The sequence below is a fragment of the Thiomicrorhabdus sp. genome (assembly GCF_041583835.1).
In the GTDB taxonomy this organism is placed as follows: Bacteria; Pseudomonadota; Gammaproteobacteria; order Thiomicrospirales; family Thiomicrospiraceae; genus Thiomicrorhabdus.
On the sequence record NZ_JBFHFC010000004.1, the window covers coordinates 1 to 25,623 of the forward strand.

A 25,623-nucleotide genomic window follows, 5' to 3' on the forward strand; every position below is an offset into this window, starting at 1 on the left:
TAAAGCGGCGGAAGTACGTTTGGTAAGCCGTGAGTTTGTCGGCGGCGGTTACGTCACTGTGATGGTTCGCGGTGAAACCGGCGCGGTTAACGCAGCGGTTCGTGCCGGAGCAGACGCTTGTGAACGTGTCGGTGACGGTTTGGTAGCAGCGCACATCATCGCACGTCCACACAAAGAAGTGGAACCGGTGTTGATGATTGGCGGCAACTCTGCAGGCCGAAGCTAATATCGATGGGGCTTAATTTAGCCCCGGATAAATCAGGAGGGAGACATGCGTTATTCGTCCAGAATGCCAGGGAGCGTCATGCCGGGTGCCGGCGCCTATCCCCAAATTCCTCAGGCTCAAACAGCTGTTGCTAACAGTCAAATCCTGGGGTACTTGGGACGAGCGCTGAGTTTGGAGTTTTCCGCCGGACAGCATTATCTCGCACAGGCTTCGTTGGCAAAGTTTCGCCAGGAAATAGCTTATGCCGAAGGGTTTGTGACTTTAGCGAACGAAGAGTTTCAACATGCGAATCTGATTACAGACCGTATGGTGGCTCAAGGAGCATTGCCGGCAGGTAGTGTTTTACGTCCGGCAGGTCCGGCAAATAATATTGCCGAGGCTTTGAGAAGTTGTGAAGAGCGCGAAATCGCCTTGATTCAACTCTATTCCGAAGCCTCTCAATATTGCGCCAATTTTGGTGCGCAGGAAGACTATGCCCTGTTTAACCGTCTATTGGAAGAAGAGCAGACACAATTGGTGAGAGTACGGTCTTGGTTGGAAGATTACTTTCAGGCGATGACTCAGGCTTATCAACCAAATAGGAGCTTTGTATGAACGAGCGATGGAAACTGAAAGACAAGCCGGCTTCTATGGAAGCCCGGTTTGAGTTCGAAAGTTTTGAAACCTTGAGAACGTTTTTAGATGAGTTGGCGGAACAGGCCGATCGATTGGAGCATCACCCTAATGTCAGTTTTGGCAGGGGACATGTTTCGGTGGTTATTTATGCCAAGGGCGAATCACTTGGAGAAGTCGATTTCAATCTTGCGACCGGTATAGACGAAGGGTTTTACCGTGTGACCGAATATTCGCAAGGAGCATGTGCATGACGACACCACAGGATTCAAATAAAACGACGGTAGAAGTCGCGGACAAGGCGGCATCAACCGTTCAAAAAGAGGTTTCTGGCAAACAGGAAACCGGCGGAGCGAGCAGCGTCAAAAAAGCGGCCGCACCACAAAAAGCAGGGGTTCAAAAGTCGAATGCGGCTACAAGCAAACCGACTTCAAAGGCAACTTCCTCTCCAGTAAGAAGCTCGACGGCGGCCAAGCCGTCAAAGCCATCTTCTCAGGGAAGTTCCTCTAAGGAATCCCCTGTCGAGTCAAAGCATATTGCTGATCAGGTAAAGGTTTTCTCAAGCAGAAGAGTTTGGCCGGATTAGAAATACCTCGTCTTATTTAGGCGTTCAAACCGGAAGTCTTAGCCTATTGGGCAGTGCCGGTTCTGCCCATTCTTTTTTTGATTTTAGTTTCATGATTTCGTCATGAGGGTGTGTGCTGTTTCCTATAAAAATATATTGATTCGAGTCTATGGTAGGAAGAGAAAACTTCAATTTCTCAAAATAGAATAAATTCAATAACATGGGAACCAATTTAAGAATCTGTATGTTCGACGACATATCCGGGCGAATGAATTTGAATGACTTTGTTCTGCCTGAATGTTTTCGCAAAGATATTAAGAGAACACGGTAACTGTTAAAGAGAGATCAGTCATGCAATGGTGTGAAGAAGAATACGAAACCGAAGAATGGAGTGTAGGCCTTGCCGAGACGGAAAGTCGGCAAGCAAATGAAAAGCCCCGTGCGATCCTGGCTGAGGAAAGCAGCGATAAGTGTGTTCAGATCATACCTCCGGATTGCCTTGAGAAAGAGCTGATTGAAATCATGCAGGTGCTCGGGATCAAAGAATATACGCTCTACGATGTCAGGGAAAATGTTCAATTACAAGATTCATTGGCAGGCAGCAATATCATGTTTATGGCTAAAGTCAAAAACAGTACTTTTGCTTTGTTGTTGGACGAGCTGAGCCAATACATCCAGAAGGGCCACGACTTGATGGTTTTTTCTTCGGATGTAGAAGTCATGACGCGCTTTAATTGAGAAATAAGATGATGTCTCCGATTATTTTGGCAACAGGCAATCCCAATAAAGTTAAAGAGCTCGCGCCCATGTTGGGCATGGCGGGTATCGTGACAAAACCGCAGACCGACTTCTTTACGGAAGAGGCCGTCGAAGACGGTTTAAGTTTTGTTGAGAATGCCATCATCAAGGCGCGATTTGCCAGCGAGAGAACCGGGTTACCCGCTTTGGCGGATGATTCCGGTTTGGAGGTTGAGGCTTTGAACGGCCAGCCGGGAATCTATTCCGCCCGTTATGCCGGGGTCGAGAACGGCTCGGAGGAGCTGAATTTAAAAAAACTGTTAAGGGACATGGCGATGCTGCCGTATCCGCAGCGACTCGCCCGTTATTCGTGCGCGGTCGTTTATGTAAAACATGCAAGGGATCCGATGCCAGTGATTGGAGTCGGGCATTGGTATGGAGAGATTTTAATGAAGCCACGTACCGGCTACGGGATCGGGTATGACGACGTTATGTGGATTCCCGAATTGGTGAAATCCGTCTCTGAAATTCCGTTTGAAATAAAAAACCGGATTAGTCACCGAGCCAAGGCGGTTCAGTCTGTGATTAACCAGTTAAACCAATTAAAGGGAGATGCGAGAAGATGATTGAATTGCGTACCTATGTTTTTCTCGATTCCCTTCAGCCTCAATTGGCTTCGTATATGGGAACGGCATCCATGGGGTTTTTGCCGGTTCCCGGAGATTCCTGTCTTTGGATAGAGGTGGCTCCGGGGATGGCGGTACATCGCCTGTCGGACGTTGCCCTTAAGGCTTCGAATGTCCGCTTGGGGCAACAGATTGTCGAACGAGCTTATGGATCAATGGTTATTCACCATAGAGACCAGAGCGACGTACAGGAAGCGGGTGAACATATATTAAGACACTTGAATACTCATGAGTATGACCGGCAGCAGTGCGTTGTGATGTGGAGCGAGATTATCCGCGGAGTGACGCCGGATCACGCCACTTTGATCAACCGTGATAACCGTAAGGGTTCAATGATTTTGCCCGGACAAAGTATGTTTATTATGGAGACCGAACCGGCCGGTTACATCGTTTATGCCGCAAACGAAGCGGAAAAGGCGGCCAACGTCACATTGGTGGAGGCCCGTGCGGTCGGTGCTTACGGTCGTCTGTTGATGTGCGGTAAAGAATCGGATATTACCGAAGCGGCCAGGGCGGCCAATGACGCGCTTCAGCGCTTAACGTGCCGGGCGTCATCATAAACAATTGTTTGTATGGTTTATAAACAATTGCCTGTATAACTTACTGTACAGGTAATGTATCATCAATCGCTGTAAGTGGTTGATTAACAAATTAATAAAGACTTTAGCTATGAGCGAACAACAACCTATTCAACAACCGAAAAACTTTTTGATACGGCACGCATCGTTACGCCAGATACAGGTGTTTGAATCGGTTGCGCGTAACCTCAGTTTTACCAAAGCGGCCGAAGAACTCTATTTGACGCAGCCAACGGTGTCGTCCCAGGTGAAAAGTCTGGCGGAGGCGATCGGCATGCCGCTTTACGAGCAGGTGGGTCGTAAAATCTTTCTTACCGAAATCGGTGAGGAGGTTGCCTGTAGTTGCCGGGATGTCATTAATCAGTTCTCCAACCTGGAGATGAAGCTGGATGATTACCGAGGGATGACTCGAGGGCGTCTTCGCGTGGCGGTCATGACAACGGCCAAATATTTCATGCCGTTGGCGTTGGGTGATTTTTGTAAAAAATATCCGGATATTGATTTGGATTTGACCATCGCCAACCGTAATACACTTATAAGCCGGATCAGACGAAATCTGGATGATATCTATATTTTGGGTCAGATTCCCCCGAGCGAACTCGATTTGGAGGTGATTCCGTTTGCCCCCAACCCTTTGGTGATCATTGCCAACAGTCAGCATGAACTGGCAGGAAAGAAAGTGACACTCAAGCGATTGGCAAAAGAGCCTTTTATTATGAGGGAGGAGGGGTCCGGTATCCGTTCGGCGGTTGAAAACGCATTTGAAGCCAAAGGGCTGAAAGTGAATGAGAGACTGACCTTGAAGAGTAACGAGGCGATCAAACACTGCGTCGCAGGAGATCTCGGCGTGGCCTGTGTATCCAAACACGCCCTCTACTTGGAAAAGGAGCAGGGGCCGATCACCGAATTGGATGTCGAGGGATTCCCGATTCAAAAACAGTGGAATATTGTCTATCCGCGCGGCAAGGAGCTCTCGATTATCGCTCAGGAGTTTTTGAACTTTTTGAGGAAGTCGGGCGAAGATTTCATTGAACTGTAAAGAGGCTCTAAGTAACTCTTATTTTCGTCTTTTCTCCTGTTTATCCGGCGTGCGCTTTGTGCCAATGCAGAGCGCATACCCGTCTAAAATAAAAGGTTCTTTTTTCCGAAAGGCAATGCTTTTCCGGTGACGGAATTCTTTAAATTTCATTTTGGCATGTAAAGTCTACAACCCTTTATTGATGGGGTTTTCAGGGTTTATGTCGCTTATAAAAATAACCATTCCATTTAGTCTATAGGTCGTATTCGATTTACCAATTTTTCTTTCGATGCGCTATCTCCTAATATTTAAAAAACATTCAAAAACGCGAATTGCGCAAAGCAAGAATTGCTTGTCTGCATTCGAAAGAAAATTAAGGAGTCTTCTATGAATATGCAATGGATGGATGCCTCAATCATGTTGGTGATACCGACCATATATTTTATCGGGGCTTTAACCAACGAGAGACGTGCCAATTGGAAATTGGCAACCGCGATCAGTTTGTTGGGATTGTCACTGACACTGTTTCTTGCCCTGTCGGTTTATTTTGACTGGATTGACCGTTCGGCATCCGGTCAGTGGTTCGGCGCGTCAGGAATGAGCCTGGTGATGTTGGGCTTGGTGAATTTCATCGCCTTCGTCAATATCCGTTATTCCAGTGCTTATATGGCGGGCAATGTCGAAGAAGAAAAACGTTATCTGCGTTGGTTGCTGGTGACGCTGGGCAGTGTTGCAACGGTTATCGTCAGTAACCATATGCTGCTATTGATGGTTGCCTGGATTGCGATCAGTCTGAGTTTGCATAGACTGTTGGTGTTTTTCCCGAACCGTCAGCGAGCCGTATTGGCGGCGCACAAAAAGTTTATCTTCGCCAGGGTTGCGGAATCGTGTCTTCTGGGCGCCATTTTGATTTTGCATTATGAACACGGTACCTGGTTCATCAGTGAAATTTACCAAAATGTCTCTTCGTCGGAGCAGTTAAGCAGACTGGATCAGTTTGCCGCGGTGCTTCTGGCGATGGCGGCATTGGTTAAATGTGCCCAATTGCCGTTGCATGGCTGGTTGATTCAGGTGGTTGAGGCACCGACACCGGTTTCGGCACTGTTGCATGCCGGTATCATCAATCTGGGTGGATACCTTCTCATTATCTTCGCGCCTTTGATCGTGTTGTCGGACTTCGCTCAGTGGACGCTTCTGGTGATTGGTGGAATCACGACCGTCTTGGCCGCGCTGGTGATGATGACGCGTGCTTCGGTGAAGGTGCGTCTGGCCTGGTCGACCATGTCGCAAATGGGATTGATGCTGGTCGAGTGTGCTTTGGGATTGTTTGAATTGGCGTTGCTTCATTTGGTCGCCCACTCCTGTTACAAAGCTTATGCGTTCCTAAACTCCGGTTCGGAAGTCGAATCCAGTATGAAACGCAGGCTTTCAAGACCGGTGGCGCCTTCGGTCACCGAGTGGTGGATTGCAGGAGCGATCTCTGCCGGTCTGGTTGTTGCGTTGGTTTGGGCATTAGCGTTGCCTGCGCCATACAGTCCATGGTTGCTATTTGCGATTGCATTGACGTTGTTGATTGCCGAAAGGCGGGGTCGATTGACCGCCGCCTCGGTACTTGGAATGGTTGGCTTAGGTGCCGTTTTGCTGCTGGTTTACAGTTTGCAGAAGAGCGGAGCCAGCTTGATTGTGCCATCCATGCAGACCAGTGTCGGCTGGGCGGGCGATTTATGGATAGCTTTCCTTCTGATTCTGTTTATAGCGGGTTATTTGCTACTCCAATATCAAAGTGAACGTCCTTGGATAAAGAAAGTGAGACGTGCGTTTTATGCCGGTTTCTATTTGGATGAATGGGTTACACGCCTGAATCTCAGAATTTACCCGACGAGATTGCCGGTGCGGTTCAAGCCCAAGAAATTACAGGTTCCCAAGGAGGAGTTATATCAATGATTTTGCATAAGGAAAAGGCTTCGGAAAGCGATGGCTTGAATCAAGCAAAGTTGCTGATGCCGGAGCTTTCGGAAAAACAAAAAACGGAATTGACGGACGCTTGTGGCCGTATTGCGCCTACTTGGCCGTTGGATGAGTTGATTGCCGTCAATCCTTGGTGGGAAATGCGCGACCAACCGGTTGCTAAAGTGTCGGCAAAATTGAGTGCTTTAAGCCAGGCTCAGTGTGTGATGCCCAAATCGTATTTCCGGGAAATCTGGATGGAGAGTCTTCAGCCCCAGCATTTACAGCAGGCGGCCGAAGAGAAGGGGCTGGATTATTCGGTTGAGAATCTTGAGCGTTATCTGCTCGAAGAAGACGAGCATACCCATTGGCATAACGTCAGCGATTTTGTCGACAGCGGGCGGGATCGTAAATACAAGATGGCTTGGCGCGATGAGATTACCCATCAAATCAGCCAATTCTGTGCGGACTATTTCCGTCTGAAAGAAGACCGGGAAGCTTATTCGGATCGTTACAAGGGACTGTATGGTGAATGGTTGGCAACCACCCGACAGGATAAGGGGATTGAAATCCTCATGGCGGAAGACGGGCTGACCGAACATTTCATGGATTTGCCGGAAGATCCGGAAACCCTGTTGGCGCAAGCCTTGGTGGGGCTCGGAGTACCAGACAGCCAGCTGGCCGACTATGCGCATGCGTTGTTGCTGGATGTGAACGGCTGGGCTTCTTGGGTGGCCTATTTGCGTTGGCAGGACCGTTTGAACGGCCATGAAAATGAGTTGATGATGGAATTCCTGGCGATTCGTATGGCTTGGGAGTGGGTTCTGTGGGGGCACCAGAGAGACAGTGACCGTTCGGTGTTCAATGAACTTAAAGTCATGTGGCGTCACCAGATCGGCATTTTGCCGGAGCTGATCTCAATTCATGAGGCGGCTCAGGCCAAATCCTGGATCTGGCAAAGAGCGGCGGAGATCGCCTTCCAGTCGGATCTGCATCAACAGTTGGATCATGCCAGCAAAGCGAAGAATCAGGTTAATGAGGAACCTTCGATTTTGCAGGCGGCTTTCTGTATCGATGTTCGTTCCGAGGTCATCAGGCGTGCTTTGGAGGCCCAGGATGCGCGAATAGAAACTCTCGGATTTGCCGGATTTTTCGGCTTGCCCATAGAGTATCAGCCTATCGGGACGGATGTTTCCCGTCCTCAGCTTCCCGGCTTGTTGAAGTCCGGAATCAAGGTCTCTCCGGTTATGTCGGCATCGTCAAAAAACGAGACGGCCAGTTCCTTGAACCGGAAAGCGCGCTGGATCGAGTGGGGGAATGCGCCTCCGGCCACCTTCAGTATGGTTGAAGCAACGGGCTTGATGTATGCCTTTAAGTTGCTTCGTAATAGCCTGTTTCCCGATGCGCATGCGAATCCGATCAACGAACTCCCGGCAACGGACGAGTTTGAGATGATTCAGCATGATTCGCCTTTGACTGTGGATCAGAAAGCGGATTTGGCGGCCGGTATTTTGCATGCCATGGGCTTGGATCGGAATCTGGCGGAAACGGTGTTGTTGGTCGGTCACGGCAGCAGCAGTTGCAACAACCCGCATGCGGCCGGGTTGGATTGCGGTGCCTGTGGAGGACAGACCGGTGAAATCAATGTTCGCGTTCTGGCGTTTTTGTTGAATGACGAGCAGGTTCGGAACGGTTTGATGGAAAGGGGAATCACGATTCCCGATGGCACCCGTTTTATTGCAGCCATGCATAACACCACGACGGACGAGTTTACCTGTTTCGGTTCCGAAGGTCTGGACGGTCAGGTTAAGACCTGGCTATCCCGCGCCACCGGCCTGGCTCGACAAGAGCGGGCGGGTAGGTTGGGATTGAATCACTTGCAGGGTCAAAGTCTGCATCAGACGATTCAACGCCGTGCCAAGGATTGGTCTCAGGTTAGGCCTGAGTGGGGGTTGTCCAATAATGCCGCTTTCATTGTCGCTCCCCGTTCAAGAACCAAAGGTTTGAATCTGGAGGGCCGTGCGTTCTTGCATGATTATGATTGGCAGCAGGATGAAGACTTGTCTTTGTTGACATTGATCATGACCGCGCCCATGGTTGTAACCAACTGGATCAATATGCAGTACTACGCCTCGGTTTGCGATAACCATGTTTATGGTAGTGGGAACAAGGTGTTGCATAATGTTGTCGACGGTTGCATCGGTGTGTTTGAAGGCAATGGCGGTGACTTGAGAATCGGGTTGCCGATGCAATCGCTCCATAACGGGGAAAAATGGATGCACGAACCCTTGAGGTTAAGTGTTTATATCGATGCTCCTTGGGAAGCGGTCGATAAAGTCGCGGCTGAAAATGAAGTGGTTAGGCAGTTGATCGATAACGAATGGCTGTATTGCTTTGTTTGGGGGCGCGACGGCAGTATTCGCCGTTATTTGAGCGGCCAGTGATTTCTCACCCGGAAAGGGGGAAATCGTAGTGGCCGTTTCTCGACGGCAATCTATTGAGTGAGGCGTTTTTGTGCTTCCGACTGAATGCGTTTGATCATGTGGTACAGGCCGGTCGAACGGTTCGGGCTTAATTGTTGTAACAAACCGATTTTCCCTAAAAAATCTAAAGGCGCACCGGCAATTTCTTGAGGGGTGCGTCCATTGTATACGCGAAGTAATAGAGCGATCAGTCCCGAAACGATGGCGGCGTCGCTTTTGGCTTGCATGTACAGGCGGCCGTCGTGTTCTTCGATATGAATCCAAACCTGCGATTGGCAACCGTGGATGCGGTTTTCTTCGGTTTGAAAAGCCGAATCCAATTGCTGTAATTGCTTGCCCATATCGATCAAGTACTTGTAGCGATCCTTTGGATTGGCAAAGTGCGTAAAGCGTTTGATTAGATCCGCTTGTACTTCTTCAAGACTTTGTTTTGGTGGGGTAAATTCCACACTCGATTCCTCGGTTATTTTCTGAGGCGCTAATGATACCACTTTTACGAAAGCATCTAAACTGGGGAAAATACGGCTATTTTGCCGTCAAGTCGGGTTGCCGGGAACCGAATCAGTTCAGGTGATAGTTAACCGGAACTTTGATTTGCCACTGTGTCCGTTGAATCTGCTTTGGAAAAGAGAGGAAATGGTTATGCATATGTTCTTGAATGATTGAAAGGGCGGCATTGTCCAACAATCTTTTCCCCGAACTTTGGAGGAGTTGTAGATTGACGATGTTACCGTTTTCCAAAATAACGAATTGGATGATAACCGTACCTTCCCAGTGACGGCGTTTAGCCTGACGAGGATAGCTGTCTTGTGCATGGCGGATGATTTCGTCACGCAGGTTGTTTAAATAAGCCTGTTCGGCATTCGCTATTTGCTCCGAACTGTATAGCGGCTTCGGTTCCGGCTTCGGTTCCGGCTTCGGTTCCGGTTTTGGTTCCGGTTTTGGTTCCGGTTTTGGTTCCGGCTTTGGTTCCGGCTTCGGTTCCGGCTTCGGTTCCGGCTTCGGTTCCGGCTTCGGTTCCGGCTTCGGTTCCGGCTTCGGTTCCGGTTTTGGTTCCGGTTTTGGTTCCGGTTTTGGTTCCGGTTTTGGTTCCGGTTTTGGTTCCGGTTTTGGTTCCGGTTTTGGTTCCGGTTTTGGTTCCGGTTGTGCTTTCATTTCTTGAAACATGGACAGGGTAACAGGCACGTTTACGAGTGGTTCGTCTTTTTTAATCGGTAGGGAATAGAGCCAGTAGCCCACGATGAAAAGCAGGCTGTATAGAAAAATCGTCAGTATCAGGGCTTTTAACGAATTGGAACTCATTACGACGAAGCTTTGGTAAGAATGGTCAGATTGTTGAGCTGTTGTGCCTTTAACGCATCGATGAGTTTGACGAAACTGCCGAAATCGGCACTTTTATCAACTTGAATGACGATACTCTGTTTTTTGTCCAATCGGGCTAAAAAACCATCGATTGAGGCCATCTCTTGAGGTTCTTCATTCAGGTAGAACACATTGTTTTGATCGATGTGAAACTTAACCGGTTTTTCGTCAACGGGCGGAACATAAGACTGGGTACTTTGGGTTTCCGGCAGTTCGATGTTCAGGTTGTCTTTGACGATGAAACTTGCCGTGGTCAGTACGATTGCCAGCAATACCAGCATGACGTCAATTAAGGGGATGACATTGATGCTGTCAAATCGTTTCATTGTTTTAAATCTTGTTGTGCTTTGAACTGGGATTGCATGACGTCAACGCGTCGCATTAGACCGTTAAAACTCATGATGCTCGGAATGGCGATGGCGATGCCGGCGGCTGTTGCCTTTAATGCCAGGGCGAGGCCCGTCATTATGGCACCTGTATCAATGGTATGTTGTTGGCCTAGATCGTAAAAGGTGATTAATATGCCAAGTACCGTTCCAAGCAGACCGACGTAAGGCGCATTGGCACCGATGGTCGATAGGGTGGTGAGGTTACGGGTAGCTGCAATTTGAAGCAGTTCGCCATGATTGAATTGGGAAATGTCCATTTTTTTGTAAAAGAACAGGCGTTCTATTGTGATCCACAAGGCGATAAAGCCCATAAGTCCGAGAATGCCGAAGATGGTGCCGTCTAGATAGAGTTTTAATAATTCCATGGATGGGTCGTTGCTTACTTATAATTCAGTGGTAAATGCGGCTTGGAACCGGCTAAAAATGAGCCGTTAAGTGTGCCAAATCCGCTAAAACAATGCAATCTATAAGTCTTTAAAAAGTATGACTCTTGGGACGTATTTATTGCGATTTGAATATCACAAGAGTATATTACTCTGTCCAAATATTTCAAAGTGGATAAATAGGAGCAAGGTTGCTTATGAAACGTCGTGATTTATTGAAGTCGGCATTCGGACTAACGGCTGGTATGGTCGGTATGTCTGCATTGAAACCACTGTATGCAAGTGATGATATGGTTGTTAGAGGTCCGGCTGTGCCTGACGTCGCTTATACAAAGGTAAGCGATCGTTGTTATTATTTATTGGCAAAAGATCCGGAGCCAAGTCCGGAAAACTTCGGTTTTTTCAGTAACCCTGGTTTTATCGTTACTTCTGAAGGTGTTGTCGTGATTGATACCGGTGGATCGGTTCAGATTGCTGAAATGCTTTTACGTCAAATCAAGAAAGTAACCGATAAGCCGGTTGTTGCGGTGATTAATACTCACTATCACGGTGACCACTGGTTAGGGAATCACGCTTTTGTTGCCGCTAATCCGAACGTCGATATTTATTCGCATCAAGTGGTGATCAACCAGATCAAAAACGGTTCAGGTGATTTCTGGATCGGATTTATGCAACGTACGACCGGTAATAAAGTGTCCGGAACGATTGCGACTAGCCCGACAAAAGCTTTAGCGGGCGGCGAAACGTTGAAGTTCGGTGATACGACTTTGAAGATTCACCATTTCGGTAAAGTACATACCGAATCGGATTTGGCGATCGAAGTGGTTGAAGACAAGGTATTGTATTCGGGCGACATGATGATGCGCCGTATTGCCAACATGGCTGACGGTTCTTATGTCGGTTCGATCGAAGCGATGGATAAGATCAAAGCATTGCCGGTCGATACTTATATTCCAGGGCACGGTAAACATGACGGTGAGAATTTGCCGAACGAGTTCAAGACGTTCTGTGAAACCATTTATAACGATGCCGCTAAGTACTATGATGAAGGTCTGTCGGATTTCGAGATGAAACCGAAGATTATGGCGCATCCTTTCATGAAAGACGTTGCCAGCCAGTGGCCAGGTTATGACAGCACGTTAGGTAAGTTTATCGTGGTTGCAATTGCCGAAGTCGAAAAGAGCATGTTCTAAATTTAAAGCGTCAGCTTTAAAGTGCGATCAATAAAAAAGCCGGGTCAAACAGAAGTTTGCCCCGGCTTTTTTGTATCTTGAGTAACTTGAATAAGCGGAATAGGGCTTATTCTTATGCCACGAAATCCAGAATGGCATCCAGTCCGCGATAGTTTAAAGCGGTATCGGCTTTTTCCTGCACCGCCGGTTTGGCATGGTAGGCAACGCTTAAGCCGGCTTCTTGCATCATCATCAGGTCGTTGGCGCCGTCGCCGACGGCAATGGTTTGACTCATTAAGATTTCCATTTGTTGGCACAGTTCGATCAGGAAGTCCGCTTTAGCTTGTGCGCCGACAATATCGCCTTCTACTTGTCCGGTGAGTTTGTGTTCTGCCGTTGCCAGAGTGTTGGCGCGGGTGAAATCAATGTCGAGACGTTCTTGCAGTCGTTGAGTAAAGAATGTGAAGCCGCCTGAAACCAAAGCGAATTTGATTTGCTGTTCTTTTAGGCCTTCAATCCAGGCTTCCGCTCCCGGGTTTAACGTTAAACGTTCATCGTAAACATGCTGCAGTGCCGCGGTGTCGAGACCTTTAAGTAGAGCGACACGCTCGGTCAAGGATTCTTCAAAGTTTAACTCGCCGCGCATGGCGGCTTCGGTGATGGCGGCCACTTGCGGTTTGACGTTGATAAAGTCGGCAATCTCATCCACGCACTCGATGCTGATCAAGGTTGAATCCATGTCGCTGATAACCAGCTTGACCGCTTTTGGGTCAAAGTTATCCGGTAGAATATTGATGTCCAGTTCCAATGATTGGCTTAGTTCTATTAAGCTGTTTCGATCCGGTCTGGTTTCGACTTCGGCGCGGAAATGGTTGTTTACTGCGGTCAATTTACCGAATTTGCGTTCAAGGATTTTACTTTGTTCAAAGTTTAAGGCGTTTGAATGGATGATGATGATTGCCATGAAATGTCCTGTTGGTTGCGGGCGATAAGACTCTAATCGGGCCTACTCTTCAATAATGGGCACTATTTTAGTCTTTGCTAGAATATCCTGCAAAGTTTGTTGTTTTGAGGTGAAAAACAGACTGATCCAGCCGATGAGGCAGAAGAAAACCACGGCCAGAAAGCGCATGTTGGCGTTGTGACGGGTCAATAGGTATCCGTCTTCTCTCACCAGTTTGAGTTTCCAGGTTCTTAATCCCGGGGTTTGTCCCGAATGGGTCCAGAAATAAGTGAGATAAAGATAGGTAATTGCCAGCAGGTAGAGTTGAAAGCCTAAGTTGGCGGCGGGGGTGCTTTGAAACTGCTCTCCCTGCCATAATACATAGGGTAATGCCGCAGCAAACCAGACCGCACAGAGCAAAATGAAATCGTACAGCATGGCGAAAATAATTTTGAATCGGTTCATAGGTTGAGTCATTTATAATAGTTGGCAATATTGTACACTTTCATAAAGTGGATGGCTTTTTTTGTCTTCGCGGCATATTGAGGATGTGATGAATTTACATGCGGAAGGGTTGAGTTTAAGTTGGTTGGTGGGCAGTTTGCTGATTTGGGCAGGCATGTTGGTCTGGGCTTTGAGGACGGCACCTTGGTACAAAGTCCAAGATGATAAGGGGGCGCAGCATGTCCTCCTTGGCGCAGCCATGGTGGTCTTTTTGGTCTGGCTGTTCGGTGCGAGTATCGGTAACGGCCTGACGTTCCATTTCCTGTTTATGACGACATTGACTTTGATGTTTGGTCCCCAGTTTGCATTCATGGCGATGAGTCTGGCATTAGTGGGCGTTACGCTGCAATCGGGCTTGGGAGTTTTGGCATTTGGCTTGAATGCGGTTTTGATGGGTGTGATTCCGATTTTCATTACCTGGTGGATGGCGCGTTGGGCTTATCGGGTCTTGGATCACAATATTTTTGTGTTTGCGTTCTTTAATGCATTTTTATCCGCAGCGGTTGGAATAGTGGTTTCTCTGGGAGTAGGTGCGATGGTGTTGTATGCGGCTGAGCTGCACAGTTATGATGTCTTAAAGCAGAGTTTTATTCCTTATATCCCTTTAATGGCTATACCGGAAGGGTTTGTAAACGGAATGCTGATGATGGCTTTCATTTTATTCAAGCCGGAGTGGGTGAGCTCGTTTAGTGACCGTGATTATTTTAAATGACGGATTTCCGAATTGGGTATGAAAAATACATAAAAAAACCGGCTTTTAGCCGGTTTTTATTTTCTTAGCAAGAAAGAATAAATTCGTTGCTTATTTTTCCCACGCAGCTTTTAAGTTTGCGTTTTGTTCGATTTGCGCAACTTCTGCATGCGCAGTTTTTTGAGCTTCTTTAGCCATTGCTACCGCTTTTGCTTCGTCACCTTTTTCTTTAGCTTTAGCTGCTAAATCCAAATAATGATCGACATAAGACAATTTCATTGCTTTTTGTTGCCAGACATTTTTCATCTCGGCGGCTTTAGCTTGAGTTGCTGTTGCGTCTGCAACGATTGCGTCATAAGAATCTGCTGACTGAGTTGCCATGCTTGAGCAAGCGGTTAGGCCTAGTACTGCTGCAATGCTTGCACTGATCAAAACGTTCTTCATTATTGTTTTCCTCCAGTTGAAAGAGCTTTATTTCTGTTCAATCCAACTTATTGTAATGGGTAGTGGCTTGAATGAAAAGCTTAATTAACGAACAGTTTTTTTACTGTTTTCGTCTAGATGCATACGTTATTAAGTTTACCCAGCCCGTGTCAATCTTTATAATGTGCTCTATTAAATGAAAAATCGGTTATTTTTTGTTTAAAAAATACAATTTCTGTTTGTAACTGGTTGATTTTTGGTTGTTTTGTGAAAAACACCGATGAGGCCGTGTTTAGTTAGAAAAATAACTGATTAGCCTATAAGTTTTATATTAAGGTAGAAAAAGATGCGAATTTTACAAGAAGCTTTAACTTTTGACGATGTTTTATTGGTACCAGCCCATTCTACGGTTTTACCAAAAGACGTTTCTTTGAAAACAAAATTAACACGCAATATTTCTTTGAATATTCCATTGGTTTCTGCCGCGATGGATACGGTGACCGAAGCACGTTTGGCTATTTCGATGGCGCAAGAGGGTGGTATCGGTATCATTCATAAGAATATGACGGTCGAACAGCAGGCGCACGTTGTGCGTAAAGTTAAAAAGTACGAGCACGGCGTTATTTTAGATCCGGTTACCGTCCAGCATACGGATACGGTTGCCGAAGCGATTGAAAAAACCAAAGCGAACCGTGTTTCCAGCGCTCCGGTTATGAACGGTACGGAGTTGGTCGGAATCGTCACCAGCCGAGATATCCGTTTCGTTACGGATATGTCGCAGCCTGTTTCAAAAATCATGACGCCTAAAGAGCGTTTGGTGACCGTTAAAGAAAAAGAAGACCCTAAGAAAGTGTTAGATCTTTTGCACGAGCATCGTATCGAGCGCGTTCTGGTTGTAAACGACGACTTTAACTTGAAAGGGATGATTACGGTTTCCGATATGATGAAGTCTTCGGATCATCCAAATGCCTGTAAAGACGATAACGGTCGTTTACGTGTCGGTGCGGCTGTAGGAACCGGTGCAGAGACTGAGCAGCGTGTTGCCGCGTTGGTTGAAGCCGGTGTTGACGTTATTATCGTCGATACGGCTCACGGTCACTCTCAAGGTGTATTGGATCGCGTGGCTTGGGTTAAGCAGAACTATCCGGAAGTGGACGTGATCGGCGGGAACATTGCGACGGCTGAAGCGGCGTTGGATTTGGTGAAAGCGGGTGCCGACGGCGTCAAAGTGGGAATCGGTCCTGGATCGATCTGTACTACTCGAATTGTAGCCGGTGTGGGCGTTCCTCAAATTTCTGCGATTTCGAATGTGGCTAAGGCGTTGGCTGACAGTGGCGTTCCTCTAATTGCCGATGGTGGTTTGCGTTTCTCGGGTGACGTTGCTAAGGCATTGGTTGCCGGTGCTTCTTCATGCATGATCGGAAGTATGTTCGCAGGGACCGAAGAATCTCCGGGCGAAATCGAATACTATCAAGGGCGCGCTTACAAGTCGTACCGTGGAATGGGATCGTTGGGTGCGATGGCGCAACCAAGTGGTTCAAGTGACCGTTACTTCCAGGCTTCAAATGCGGAAGATAAGTTGGTTCCAGAAGGGATTGAAGGGCGTGTTGCTTATAAAGGACCGTTGGCTCCGATCATCCATCAGTTGATGGGCGGTGTTCGTTCGAGCATGGGTTATACCGGTTGTAAGGATATTCCGACCATGAATACCAAACCTTCTTTTGTCCGCGTTACTTCTGCTGGTATGGCCGAGAGTCATGTGCATGATGTTACCATGGTTAAAGAAGCGCCAAACTACCGCGTGTAGAACTTAATATAATTTAGTAATTTACAAAATTTGGAAAACCTATGACACAAGCAAACATTCATGAACATCGAATTCTGATTTTGGATTTCGGCTCTCAATATACGCAACTCATTGCACGTCGTATTCGTGAAATAGGAGTTTATTGCGAAGTCGAACCCTGGGATATTGATGCGCAGGATGTTGTGGATTTCGGCGCCCGCGGAATTATTCTTTCGGGCGGACCGGAAACGGTCACCGGTGACGATGCTCCGGTTGCCCCGGATGTCGTATTCAATTTGAATGTGCCGGTTTTAGGGATTTGTTACGGTATGCAAACCATGGCCGAGCAGTTGGGTGGAAAGGTCATTAATGCAGACGAGCATGAGTATGGCTATGCTCAAGTCCGTGCGCACGGCCACACCAAACTGTTGAAAGACATCGAAGACCACGTTACGCCAGAAGGTTATGGTATGTTGGATGTCTGGATGTCGCACGGTGACCGTGTCGATTCGATGCCGGAAGGTTTTAAGTTGATGGCAAGCACGCCGAGCTGCCCGATTGCCGGTATGGCGAATGAAGAGAAAGATTTCTACGGTATTCAATTCCATCCTGAAGTGACGCACACCAAGCAAGGTATGCGTATGATCGAGCGCTTTGTCGTTGATTTGTGCGGCTGTGAAAAGCTGTGGACAACTGAAAATATCATTGACGACAGCATCGCCCGCATTCGCGAGCAGGTCGGAACGGATCAGGTGATGCTGGGGCTTTCCGGCGGTGTGGATTCTTCGGTGGTCGCTGCTTTATTGCATAAAGCGATTGGCGATCAGCTGACTTGTGTGTTCGTTGATCACGGATTGCTTCGTTATAAAGAAGGTGATCAGGTTATGGCCATGTTTGCCGAGAACATGGGGATCAAGGTTATCCGTGCCGATGTCGAGGAACGTTTCATGTCTGCGTTGTCGGGCGAAGTCGATCCTGAGAAAAAACGTAAGATCATCGGACGCGAATTCATCGAAGTTTTCGATGAGGAATCGGCAAAGCTTAAAGGTATTAATTGGTTGGCTCAAGGGACGATCTATCCTGACGTAATCGAGTCGGCCGGTTCAAAAACCGGTAAGGCTAAGGTTATCAAGTCGCACCATAATGTCGGCGGACTTCCGGAAGATATGGAAATGTCTCTAATTGAACCGCTTCGCGAGTTGTTCAAAGATGAAGTGCGTAAACTGGGTGTGGCGTTAGGGTTGCCTTATGACATGGTTTATCGTCACCCATTCCCGGGTCCGGGTTTAGGGGTGCGAATCTTGGGTGAAGTGAAAAAAGAGTATGCGGATATTCTTCGTCTTGCCGATCACATCTTTATCGAAGAGTTGGTGAAATGGGATCTTTACGACAAAACTTCGCAGGCGTTTACCGTGTTCTTGCCGGTTAAGTCGGTTGGGGTTGTGGGCGATGCCCGTCGTTACGATTATGTCGTCGCATTGCGTGCGGTTGAAACCATCGACTTCATGACGGCTCGTTGGGCGCATTTACCTTACGAATTTCTTGAGCATGTCTCAGGACGTATTATTAACGAGATTCCGCGCATTTCGCGAGTCACCTACGATATTTCGAGTAAACCGCCTGCAACCATTGAATGGGAGTAATGCCGGTTATATCGGATTAAAAGGCCTTCTTGATGAAGGCCTTTTTCAATTTTAGGAATAGTGGATGTCTGAGTTACAGCAAGTCTGTCCTCCGGGGTTAGCCCAGGAAGAGCAAGACGAATTCTGGATGGAGCAAGCTTATAAGTTGGCGTTGCGTTCCCAGTCCGAAGGAGAGGTGCCTGTCGGGGCTGTACTGGTTCAGGATGGACGTTTAATCGGCCAAGGCTGGAATCAGCCGATACAAATGCATGATCCAAGTGCGCATGCCGAAATCTTGGCGTTAAGAGAGGCAGGCGATCGTTTGCAGAATTATCGATTAATCGATACGACGCTTTATGTCACACTGGAGCCTTGCGCAATGTGCGCTGCCGCAATGGTGCACGCCAGAGTGGCTAGATTGGTTTATGCAGCGGAAGACTTGAAAACCGGTGCCGTTAGCTCGGTTTTTCATTTGCTTAACAGCGATAAAATGAATCATCAAGTCGAATTTTGCGGTGGGATTTTAAAAGAGAAATGCAGTGGATTATTGAGTCAGTTTTTTAAGCAACGCAGACTTGAACATAAAGAGCGAAAGCGTCTGAGTAAGAAAAATTCATGTGTTTAAAACTTGATAGCAATAAGAAAGAATGCGAATATAACCATAATAAGAATGATTGCATTTAATTTGAGATGAAAGCTATTTTGAGTTACGAAGGTTGTATACGGACTTTCAGGTGCAAATCGGCATATTTGAATGATGTTGAGCGGGTTACAAAATAATATATTATGCAGAAAAGTGTCGATCCAGCTGAAGGCATAACTACGATTAAAATTTTACCGGGTGAGTTTTATGTCACCAAGTTAAATGAACGTATCGAGACTGTTTTGGGGTCGTGTATTTCGGCTTGCGTAAGAGATCCCATTGCCGGAGTCGGCGGTATGAACCATTTTATGCTTCCCGTCGATAAGAGTGCAGGTAAACCGACAGAGTTATCGGATGCCAACCGTTACGGTAACTATGCCATGGAAAACCTGGTGAATGCATTGCTTTCGGAAGGCGCCAAAAGGGAACGTTTGGAGTTTAAATTGTTTGGCGGCGGACGCATTATGAGTTCGATGACCAACATCGGTTGGTACAACATCGGTTTTGCATTTGATTACGTATTCACCGAAGGTTTTAAAGTGGTTTCCCAAGATATCGGAGACATCTATCCAAGGAAGGTTTTGTATTACCCTCTGAATGGACGTGTTCGTGTCCGACGCTTAAACCCGATGCACAACCAGTCGCTTGCCGATCAAGAAAATCGTTACATTAATAATATTGGATCTAATCCTGTTGAAGGTGATGTAGAACTATTCTAAGGAAATTACTATGGATATGATGGAAACCTTTCGTCAAACTTATCTTGAAGAGAGTTTTGAAGGCCTAGACGTGATGGAGGCTGGATTATTGTCGTTGCCTCCCGGGACACCGGATAATGAAAAGATTAATGAAATTTTCCGTGCCGCTCATTCAATCAAAGGCGGAAGCGGTACGTTTGGTTTTATCGAAATAGCCGGGTTTACTCACGTTTTAGAGACCTTGTTGGATGAGATGCGAGACGGTCGCCGTGATGTGACTCAAGAAGCGATTGATACGATGTTGGCTGCAGTTGATGTTCTACGAGATATGTTGACCAAGTTACAGGACCGCCAACCGATTGATGAAGAACGAGCCAATCAAGTCCAGAGTGCCTTAGAACGAATTTTAGGAATGGAAAGCGGTTCCGAAGAAAGTAAATCGGAACAAGTTGCAGAAACATCTGAAGAGAGCTCAGGTGAATGGCAGATTAAAATCGTACCTGAAAAAGAGTTGCTGCAAACCGGTAACGAGCCGTTGAGAATTTTTCGCGAGTTGGAAACATTGGGTGAGTTGAACGTTAAAGCGGATTTAAGCCAGTTACCCGAAGCTGCGGAGTTCCAACCGGAAGATTTGTATATCAAATGGGATCTAACCCTGTCGGGTGATTCCGTTGTAGAGGATGATATTAAAGAAGTATTTGAATGGATTGACGGAGATGGTGCTGAAATTACCATAACGTCGCCAAAGAGTTCTTCGGTAGACGCCGTGCAATCAGAAGCCGAGACTACTGTTGAAGAGGGAGTCGTGGAACAGAGCGTGGTTCAAGAGGCTCCTGCAAGCAGTAAGGTGGCGGATATTCAAGCGACTAAGCCGGCGGCTGGTAAGGCGAATGCAAAAGCTGCTGCGGCTCCGCCAAAACAAGAAAGTTCAATTCGTGTTGATTTGAGTAAAATCGACCAAATGGTGAACTTGGTCGGTGAATTGGTTATTACCCAGTCAATGTTAAGTCAGTTTGGTGAGCAGGCCGAACAGGAGCGTGACAGCGGCGGTAGCGGTGAATGGATTGACAAGCTTAAAGAAGGCTTGACCCATTTGGAACGCCATACGCGTGAATTGCAGGAAAGCGTGATGAATATTCGTATGTTGCCTGTCAGTTTTGCGTTTAACCGTATGCCGCGTATCGTTCATGATGTTAGTCAAAAGCTTGGAAAACAAATTGACCTGGTGATGGAAGGCGAAGGAACCGAGCTTGATAAAACCATGTTGGAACAGTTGACCGATCCGTTGGTGCACATTGTCCGTAACTCCATTGACCATGGTATTGAAAGTCCTGAAGTGCGTGCACAAGCCGGTAAGCCGGCGAAAGGTACCGTTAAAATGGCCGCTTTCCATGAAGGCGGTAATATCATGATTCAGATTACCGATGATGGTGCCGGTATCAACGCTGCGAAAATAGAGCAAAAAGCGATTGAAAAGGGTGTGATCGAAGCCGATCACAACTTGTCCGAAGCGGAAATTGTGGATTTGATTTTCCATCCGGGCTTTTCGACGGCAGAAGTCGTCAGTGATATTTCCGGACGTGGTGTCGGGATGGATGTGGTGCGTCGAAACATTAAGGGGCTTGGCGGTTCCGTTGAAGTTCAGACCACTCTAGGTGTCGGCAGTGTGTTTAGCATCCGTCTACCGCTGACGCTTGCAATCTTGGATGGCCAGTTGTGTAAAGTCGGCAGCGAGACCTACGTCTTCCCATTGGTTTCTATTATTGAATCGATTCAGGTCGATAAGTCATTGATCAAAGGTATTTCCGGACAGGCAGAACTGTATAAACTGCGTGACGCTTATATCCCGGTCATTCGTCTACATAAGAAACTTGGTATTAAAGATGCCTGCGAAGACCTGGCAGAAGGTTTGTTAGTGGTTGTTGAAGACGGCGGTAAACGAGCAGGGATTTTTGTCGACGATCTTTTAGGCCAGCAACAAGTGGTTATTAAGAGTTTGGAAAGCAACTTCATGAAAATTGACGGTATAGCCGGAGCGACTATCTTGGGTGACGGTACGGTTTCGTTTATTTTGGATGTTAAGGAAGCGGTTTCCAGTCATAAGAACGGTGCAGTTACTTCGCATATGAATGTTGCCTGATGTCCAAGACTTTAAAAATAAAAGCATAATAATAAAAAAGAATAAGGAGTCGGAATGACTACCGGAACTGAAGAGTTCGCATTGGGTGCTGAAGAAGTTCAGCAAACGATTTTGATTTTAAATTTGTCCGTTGCTCAAATCGACTTGTCGATTACCGAAGGTGACCATTCGGTTAATGCGTTGATTGATTCGTTTACTTATATGTCACAACATATCGAGGAGATTCAACAGTCTAGCCAAAACATTTTCGATTTGGTCGCAGACAACGAAGCGGCACAGTCTTATAACGCACTATTGGCAAATCAAACGGCCGAATTGGCTAGTAAAATGCAACAAGCGATTATCGCTTTCCAGTTTTACGATAAATTGAGCCAGCGTTTGAATCACGTTTCTCATGGACTTTCCGGATTGGCGGAGATCGTTTCTCATGAAATGCGCGTTAAAAACCGCGAAGAATGGGAAGCGTTTAAGAAGAGTGTGCGTAAAGGCACAACCATGCGTGAAGAAGAAGAGCTGTTTGAGCTTATCTTCGATCAGCATCTGCCGGTGGAAGAAGCGATTGAAATTATGTGTTCGAGAATGCGAGCCCGTATGAATGAACCCGCAGCCGCCGCTGAGGACGAAGACGAAATCGAACTCTTCTAACTGAGATCTCAAATAATAAAAACCCCTTTTTAGGGGTTTTTTTATGCCCGGATGGAATCCAGATAAATACTGCAAACTGCTTATTTGCCTATAAAAAATTTAATGTGTCTTTATCTAAAAAAATTTATAACAATGGTAGTAATTCAGCAAAGTCTGAAATTATTAAATATCAACGAGGATACAGAATGAAAAAATTAACGGCATTCGGAGCTCAGGCTTTGATGAGTTTGACATTGGTCACGGCGCCAATGGCGGTTTGGGCGGCGAATTATATGCCGTTTGTTCTTGGCAGTCCAACAGCGGGAAGCGTTGAAGAGGTTACAGCGAATACCAAAGCGGCTCTGCAGACGAACGGTTTTGAAATTGTCGGCGATTATGCGCCTGCCGCCGGAACCCGTGTATTGGTCGTTACTAATAACGCGCTGAAAGCGATAGCTGCCGAATCCGAAAACGGCGGGTTTGGTGCTATGGAGCGGGTTGCGATCGTCAATGCCAACGGTAATGTTCAAGTCAGTTATACCAATCCGAAATATCAGTGGAACGTGTACCGCATGAAAGGTGATATCACTTCGGTTGACACTGCCCTGAAGAGTGCATTGGGCGCGACAAAAGAATTTGGTGCGGAACAAGGTTTGAGCGCCGAAGAATTGCGCGAATACCATTATAAGATGATGATGCCTTATTTTGATGATGAAGATGAATTGGCCGAATACGGTTCTTATGAAGAAGCGATCAGTAAAGTGGAAGCCGGGCTATCAAGTAGAAAAGCCGGTGCTACAAAAGTGTATCGAATCGATATTCCGGGTAAGAAAATGAGTGTGTTTGGTGTTTCCATGTCGAATGGAGAAGCGGCGGACACGTTTATTCAAGATAGAATCGATATCGGTTCGGAAAGCCATGCCGCTCATTTCCCGTATGAATTATTGGTGGTAGACGACGAAGTCATCGCATTGAACGGTAAGTTCCGTATCGCGATTAGCTGGCCAAGCTTATCGATGATGGGGCAGGGGAGTTTTATGAGCATTTCGAATGCGCCGGACGATATCGTTAAAGCATTGGGAGCGGTTGCTAAAGACAAGCCCTTGGAAAAAGAAAGTTCCGGTTTTTAAACAACATCGGACGGCTTCTTAAAAAGCACAGAATCTTCTGTGCTTTTTTTGTTTCCGGGGCTTGAAAACAGCGGGCTCCGTCCCTATGAATCAGCCAAACTAATAGAACCCTTTAACGACAAATAATTTAACTAAAAAATATGATTGGAGATGAATTCATGAGTGCACAGGAAACACATGCGTTTCAGACTGAAGTCAACCAACTTTTAAAATTGATGATTCACGCGCTTTATTCAAATAAAGAGATTTTTTTGCGTGAGCTGATTTCAAATGCTTCGGATGCTTTGGACAAGTTACGATTCGAGGCGGTTTCGAATGATGCCCTGAATGAAGGTGAAGATGAACTTGCGATTAGCATTCGTTTCGATAAGCAAGCACGCACCGTGACGATCACCGATAACGGTATCGGTATGACACGTGATGAAGTGATCGCCAATATCGGTACGATTGCCAATTCCGGTACTAAGAAGTTTTTGGAAAGCATGACCGGCGATCAGGCTAAAGACTCTAATCTGATCGGACAATTCGGTGTCGGTTTCTACTCTTCTTTCATTGTGGCCGACGAAGTGGTTCTGACCACTCGTAAAGCGGGTACCAATGCAGCGGAAGCGACCCGTTGGATCTCTAAAGGGGAAGGTGAATTCACTCTGGAGAACGTCGAAAAAGAGCAGAAAGGAACGGAAATCGTCCTGCATTTGAAAGAAGACATGGACGAATTCCTGGAAGAGAACCGTTTGAAGCATATCGTGACCACTTATTCCGATCACATCAACTTCCCGATCAAAATGCTGAAGAGCGAGTGGGATGAAGAAGCGAAAGAGATGAAGGTGACCGACGAGATGGAACAGGTCAATAAGGCGACTGCCATCTGGACGCAATCGAAATCCGAGTTGAGCGATGAGGAATACAATAACTTTTATCAAACGATCTCTCACGATTTTAACGAACCGTTGGCTCACATCCACAATAAGGTGGAAGGGACTCTGGAATACACCTCTTTGCTGTATATTCCAAAACAAGCGCCGTTTGACCTTTACGATCGTGAACGCCGTTACGGTTTGAAGTTGTACGTTAAGCGTGTCTTTATCATGGATGATGCGGAGCAGTTAATGCCTACGTATATGCGTTTCGTCCGCGGGGTGATCGATTCGGCCGATCTGCCGTTGAACGTCTCCCGTGAAATTCTGCAAAGCAACAAGGTCGTGGATAAAATCCGTTCGGCTTCGGTCAAGCGTGTTCTGGATCAATTGGCGAAGATGGCGAAAGCCGAAGATCAGACCGACTACCATACTTTCTGGGATCAGTTCGGTCAGGTTATGAAAGAAGGGATCGTCGAAGACTACGCTAATAAGGATAAGATCGCCAAGTTGTTGCGTTTTGCGACTACGGCCAACGAAGCCAGTGCCGAACAGCGCGTGTCGTTGGAAGAGTATGTCGATCGAATGAAAGAAGGTCAGGAAGCGATTTACTACATCACTGCCGACACTCATTCCGCAGCCAAAGGCAGTCCGCATTTGGAAATGTTCCGTAAGAAAGACATCGAAGTGTTGTTATTGTCGGATCGTATCGACGAGTGGTTGGTTTCACATCTAACGGAATTCGAAGGCAAGTCGTTGAAATCGATTACGTCGGCCGATTTGAAAGAATTTGATGAAGAAGCGGATAAAGATCTATCCGAAGACGAGAAGAAAGCGCGTGAAGCTTTGACCGAAAAAGTCAAAAACGCATTGGGTGAAGCGGTATCGGATGTGAAAATTACACATCGTTTAACCGATTCTCCTGCGTGTGTGGTGAGTGCCGAAGGTGAAATGTCTGCACACATGGCTCGTTTGATGGAGCAGATGGGGCAGAAAATCCCGACTCAGAAGCCGGTGTTGGAACTGAATCCTGAGCACGCATTGGTGAAAAAACTGGAGTCGATGGACGACGAAGCCAAGTTGCAGCAATGGTCCTTGTTCCTGTTAGAACAAGCCCAGTTGGCGGAAGGCGATCAGCTGGAACAACCTGCCGAATTCATCAAGCGAATGAATGCGTTGTTGAGCGAAATGGTCTAATTTATTTCATTCCATTTCAGGTAAGTTTATTGCGTTTCTAACGCAATAAACACGATCTTTTTAAAAACCGGGCATGCTTGTCCGGTTTTTTCGTTTTACCCGCTGGGTTTCTTAATTGATCGGTAAAAGAAGGCTTGTTATTGCTTGATCTTTTACACAAACCGTCGCCGTTTATGGCACAATACCCGCAATTTCAGAAACCTTTT

27 protein-coding genes are annotated in these 25,623 nt (G+C 46.8%); 20 read left to right on the forward strand and 7 right to left on the reverse strand.

The genetic code is table 11. The features are described from left to right. From ABY044_RS03090 to ABY044_RS03135, 10 genes are all read left to right on the forward strand, one after another. On the forward strand, positions 1-226 hold a 226-nt coding region (locus ABY044_RS03090), incomplete at its 5' end, for a BMC domain-containing protein (RefSeq protein WP_373018057.1). 45 nt (positions 227-271) lie between these two features. Further along, the gene (locus ABY044_RS03095; protein WP_373018059.1) at positions 272-820 is read left to right on the forward strand and encodes a bacterioferritin; all 549 of its coding nucleotides are present in this window, start codon (positions 272-274) and stop codon (positions 818-820) included. Next, a complete protein-coding gene (locus ABY044_RS03100; protein ID WP_373018061.1) occupies positions 817-1,092 on the forward strand; it encodes a 4a-hydroxytetrahydrobiopterin dehydratase in 276 nt (91 codons plus the stop codon). The genes ABY044_RS03095 and ABY044_RS03100 overlap by 4 nt, the downstream gene beginning before the upstream one ends. Further along, positions 1,089-1,424: a hypothetical protein gene (locus tag ABY044_RS03105; protein ID WP_373018063.1), complete on the forward strand. Its 336-nt coding sequence runs from the start codon at positions 1,089-1,091 to the stop codon at positions 1,422-1,424. Before ABY044_RS03100 ends, ABY044_RS03105 begins: the two co-directional genes overlap by 4 nt. Before the next feature lie 330 nt (positions 1,425-1,754). After that, on the forward strand, positions 1,755-2,141 hold the full coding sequence (locus ABY044_RS03110) for a hypothetical protein (protein ID WP_373018065.1): 387 nt from the start codon (positions 1,755-1,757) through the stop codon (positions 2,139-2,141). Positions 2,142-2,149: 8 nt separating this feature from the next. Beyond that, positions 2,150-2,767 (forward strand): RdgB/HAM1 family non-canonical purine NTP pyrophosphatase, encoded by a 618-nt coding sequence (gene rdgB / locus ABY044_RS03115; protein ID WP_373018067.1) that lies wholly within the window; start codon positions 2,150-2,152, stop codon positions 2,765-2,767. Then, on the forward strand, positions 2,764-3,387 hold the full coding sequence (locus tag ABY044_RS03120; RefSeq protein WP_373018069.1) for a BMC domain-containing protein: 624 nt from the start codon (positions 2,764-2,766) through the stop codon (positions 3,385-3,387). Before rdgB ends, ABY044_RS03120 begins: the two co-directional genes overlap by 4 nt. Positions 3,388-3,496: 109 nt before the next feature. Next, positions 3,497-4,444 (forward strand): LysR substrate-binding domain-containing protein, encoded by a 948-nt coding sequence (locus ABY044_RS03125; RefSeq protein ID WP_373018071.1) that lies wholly within the window; start codon positions 3,497-3,499, stop codon positions 4,442-4,444. Positions 4,445-4,810: 366 nt separating this feature from the next. Next, complete coding sequence (locus tag ABY044_RS03130) at positions 4,811-6,367, forward strand: NADH-quinone oxidoreductase subunit L (RefSeq protein ID WP_373018073.1); 1,557 nt, start codon at positions 4,811-4,813, stop codon at positions 6,365-6,367. Next, complete coding sequence (locus ABY044_RS03135) at positions 6,364-8,814, forward strand: YbcC family protein (protein WP_373018075.1); 2,451 nt, start codon at positions 6,364-6,366, stop codon at positions 8,812-8,814. The genes ABY044_RS03130 and ABY044_RS03135 overlap by 4 nt, the downstream gene beginning before the upstream one ends. 50 nt (positions 8,815-8,864) lie before the next feature. Here the strand turns inward: ABY044_RS03135 and ABY044_RS03140 are convergent, their stop codons facing one another. The 4 genes from ABY044_RS03140 to exbB form a co-directional block, all read right to left on the reverse strand. Continuing rightward, a complete protein-coding gene (locus tag ABY044_RS03140; protein WP_373018077.1) occupies positions 8,865-9,302 on the reverse strand; it encodes a SufE family protein in 438 nt (145 codons plus the stop codon). 112 nt (positions 9,303-9,414) lie between these two features. Next, complete coding sequence (locus tag ABY044_RS03145) at positions 9,415-10,155, reverse strand: energy transducer TonB (RefSeq protein ID WP_373018079.1); 741 nt, start codon at positions 10,153-10,155, stop codon at positions 9,415-9,417. Beyond that, positions 10,155-10,541, reverse strand: coding sequence for a biopolymer transporter ExbD (locus ABY044_RS03150; RefSeq protein WP_373018081.1), 387 nt, complete (start codon positions 10,539-10,541; stop codon positions 10,155-10,157). The genes ABY044_RS03145 and ABY044_RS03150 overlap by 1 nt, the downstream gene beginning before the upstream one ends. Next, positions 10,538-10,969, reverse strand: coding sequence for a TonB-system energizer ExbB (gene exbB / locus ABY044_RS03155; RefSeq protein WP_373018083.1), 432 nt, complete (start codon positions 10,967-10,969; stop codon positions 10,538-10,540). The genes ABY044_RS03150 and exbB overlap by 4 nt, the downstream gene beginning before the upstream one ends. A gap of 215 nt (positions 10,970-11,184) precedes the next feature. Between exbB and ABY044_RS03160 the strand changes: the two genes are divergently transcribed. Next, on the forward strand, positions 11,185-12,180 hold the full coding sequence (locus ABY044_RS03160) for an MBL fold metallo-hydrolase (protein WP_373018085.1): 996 nt from the start codon (positions 11,185-11,187) through the stop codon (positions 12,178-12,180). Between the two features lie 112 nt (positions 12,181-12,292). Here the strand turns inward: ABY044_RS03160 and serB are convergent, their stop codons facing one another. Together serB and ABY044_RS03170 are read right to left on the reverse strand one after the other, a co-directional pair. Further along, positions 12,293-13,123, reverse strand: a complete 831-nt coding sequence (gene serB / locus ABY044_RS03165; RefSeq protein WP_373018087.1) for a phosphoserine phosphatase SerB — start codon at positions 13,121-13,123, stop codon at positions 12,293-12,295. Between the two features lie 42 nt (positions 13,124-13,165). Further along, positions 13,166-13,567 (reverse strand): RDD family protein, encoded by a 402-nt coding sequence (locus ABY044_RS03170; RefSeq protein WP_373018089.1) that lies wholly within the window; start codon positions 13,565-13,567, stop codon positions 13,166-13,168. Between the two features lie 88 nt (positions 13,568-13,655). Here ABY044_RS03170 and ABY044_RS03175 point away from each other — a divergent pair, with 88 nt between their 5' ends. Next, positions 13,656-14,318, forward strand: a complete 663-nt coding sequence (locus ABY044_RS03175) for an energy-coupling factor ABC transporter permease (protein ID WP_373018091.1) — start codon at positions 13,656-13,658, stop codon at positions 14,316-14,318. A gap of 90 nt (positions 14,319-14,408) precedes the next feature. Here ABY044_RS03175 and ABY044_RS03180 read toward each other — a convergent pair whose 3' ends face one another. Beyond that, positions 14,409-14,741, reverse strand: a complete 333-nt coding sequence (locus ABY044_RS03180) for a hypothetical protein (protein ID WP_373018093.1) — start codon at positions 14,739-14,741, stop codon at positions 14,409-14,411. A gap of 325 nt (positions 14,742-15,066) precedes the next feature. Here ABY044_RS03180 and guaB point away from each other — a divergent pair, with 325 nt between their 5' ends. From guaB to htpG, 8 genes are all read left to right on the forward strand, one after another. After that, positions 15,067-16,527, forward strand: coding sequence for an IMP dehydrogenase (gene guaB / locus ABY044_RS03185; RefSeq protein ID WP_373018095.1), 1,461 nt, complete (start codon positions 15,067-15,069; stop codon positions 16,525-16,527). 41 nt (positions 16,528-16,568) lie between these two features. Next, positions 16,569-18,149, forward strand: coding sequence for a glutamine-hydrolyzing GMP synthase (gene guaA / locus ABY044_RS03190; RefSeq protein ID WP_373018097.1), 1,581 nt, complete (start codon positions 16,569-16,571; stop codon positions 18,147-18,149). A gap of 64 nt (positions 18,150-18,213) precedes the next feature. Next, entirely contained in the window at positions 18,214-18,753 is a 540-nt protein-coding gene (gene tadA, locus ABY044_RS03195) for a tRNA adenosine(34) deaminase TadA (protein ID WP_373018100.1), read from the forward strand. Positions 18,754-18,914: 161 nt separating this feature from the next. Next, positions 18,915-19,490 carry a chemoreceptor glutamine deamidase CheD gene (cheD, locus tag ABY044_RS03200; RefSeq protein WP_373018102.1) on the forward strand — a complete coding sequence of 192 codons (576 nt, stop codon included), beginning with the start codon at positions 18,915-18,917 and terminating at the stop codon, positions 19,488-19,490. A gap of 10 nt (positions 19,491-19,500) precedes the next feature. Then, positions 19,501-21,609, forward strand: coding sequence for a chemotaxis protein CheA (locus ABY044_RS03205; RefSeq protein ID WP_373018104.1), 2,109 nt, complete (start codon positions 19,501-19,503; stop codon positions 21,607-21,609). 54 nt (positions 21,610-21,663) lie between these two features. After that, positions 21,664-22,254 carry a hypothetical protein gene (locus tag ABY044_RS03210; protein WP_373018106.1) on the forward strand — a complete coding sequence of 197 codons (591 nt, stop codon included), beginning with the start codon at positions 21,664-21,666 and terminating at the stop codon, positions 22,252-22,254. A 185-nt stretch (positions 22,255-22,439) separates the two neighbouring features. Next, positions 22,440-23,363: a hypothetical protein gene (locus ABY044_RS03215; RefSeq protein WP_373018108.1), complete on the forward strand. Its 924-nt coding sequence runs from the start codon at positions 22,440-22,442 to the stop codon at positions 23,361-23,363. 158 nt (positions 23,364-23,521) lie between these two features. After that, positions 23,522-25,417 carry a molecular chaperone HtpG gene (gene htpG, locus ABY044_RS03220; protein WP_373018110.1) on the forward strand — a complete coding sequence of 632 codons (1,896 nt, stop codon included), beginning with the start codon at positions 23,522-23,524 and terminating at the stop codon, positions 25,415-25,417. The last annotated feature ends 206 nt before the right edge of the window (positions 25,418-25,623 follow it).

Coding starts and splice junctions, on each gene's coding strand:
- ABY044_RS03205 (WP_373018104.1), top strand. CDS start 19,501: ATGGATATGATGGAAACCTTTCGTCAAACTTATCTTGAAGAGAGTTTT.
- exbB (WP_373018083.1), bottom strand. CDS start 10,969: ATGGAATTATTAAAACTCTATCTAGACGGCACCATCTTCGGCATTCTC.
- ABY044_RS03135 (WP_373018075.1), top strand. CDS start 6,364: ATGATTTTGCATAAGGAAAAGGCTTCGGAAAGCGATGGCTTGAATCAA.
- rdgB (WP_373018067.1), top strand. CDS start 2,150: ATGATGTCTCCGATTATTTTGGCAACAGGCAATCCCAATAAAGTTAAA.
- ABY044_RS03150 (WP_373018081.1), bottom strand. CDS start 10,541: ATGAAACGATTTGACAGCATCAATGTCATCCCCTTAATTGACGTCATG.
- tadA (WP_373018100.1), top strand. CDS start 18,214: ATGTCTGAGTTACAGCAAGTCTGTCCTCCGGGGTTAGCCCAGGAAGAG.
- cheD (WP_373018102.1), top strand. CDS start 18,915: ATGCAGAAAAGTGTCGATCCAGCTGAAGGCATAACTACGATTAAAATT.
- ABY044_RS03100 (WP_373018061.1), top strand. CDS start 817: ATGAACGAGCGATGGAAACTGAAAGACAAGCCGGCTTCTATGGAAGCC.
- guaA (WP_373018097.1), top strand. CDS start 16,569: ATGACACAAGCAAACATTCATGAACATCGAATTCTGATTTTGGATTTC.
- ABY044_RS03210 (WP_373018106.1), top strand. CDS start 21,664: ATGACTACCGGAACTGAAGAGTTCGCATTGGGTGCTGAAGAAGTTCAG.
- ABY044_RS03180 (WP_373018093.1), bottom strand. CDS start 14,741: ATGAAGAACGTTTTGATCAGTGCAAGCATTGCAGCAGTACTAGGCCTA.
- ABY044_RS03120 (WP_373018069.1), top strand. CDS start 2,764: ATGATTGAATTGCGTACCTATGTTTTTCTCGATTCCCTTCAGCCTCAA.
- ABY044_RS03145 (WP_373018079.1), bottom strand. CDS start 10,155: ATGAGTTCCAATTCGTTAAAAGCCCTGATACTGACGATTTTTCTATAC.
- ABY044_RS03215 (WP_373018108.1), top strand. CDS start 22,440: ATGAAAAAATTAACGGCATTCGGAGCTCAGGCTTTGATGAGTTTGACA.
- ABY044_RS03175 (WP_373018091.1), top strand. CDS start 13,656: ATGAATTTACATGCGGAAGGGTTGAGTTTAAGTTGGTTGGTGGGCAGT.
- guaB (WP_373018095.1), top strand. CDS start 15,067: ATGCGAATTTTACAAGAAGCTTTAACTTTTGACGATGTTTTATTGGTA.
- ABY044_RS03170 (WP_373018089.1), bottom strand. CDS start 13,567: ATGAACCGATTCAAAATTATTTTCGCCATGCTGTACGATTTCATTTTG.
- ABY044_RS03110 (WP_373018065.1), top strand. CDS start 1,755: ATGCAATGGTGTGAAGAAGAATACGAAACCGAAGAATGGAGTGTAGGC.
- ABY044_RS03125 (WP_373018071.1), top strand. CDS start 3,497: ATGAGCGAACAACAACCTATTCAACAACCGAAAAACTTTTTGATACGG.
- htpG (WP_373018110.1), top strand. CDS start 23,522: ATGAGTGCACAGGAAACACATGCGTTTCAGACTGAAGTCAACCAACTT.
- ABY044_RS03095 (WP_373018059.1), top strand. CDS start 272: ATGCGTTATTCGTCCAGAATGCCAGGGAGCGTCATGCCGGGTGCCGGC.
- ABY044_RS03130 (WP_373018073.1), top strand. CDS start 4,811: ATGAATATGCAATGGATGGATGCCTCAATCATGTTGGTGATACCGACC.
- ABY044_RS03160 (WP_373018085.1), top strand. CDS start 11,185: ATGAAACGTCGTGATTTATTGAAGTCGGCATTCGGACTAACGGCTGGT.
- ABY044_RS03105 (WP_373018063.1), top strand. CDS start 1,089: ATGACGACACCACAGGATTCAAATAAAACGACGGTAGAAGTCGCGGAC.
- serB (WP_373018087.1), bottom strand. CDS start 13,123: ATGGCAATCATCATCATCCATTCAAACGCCTTAAACTTTGAACAAAGT.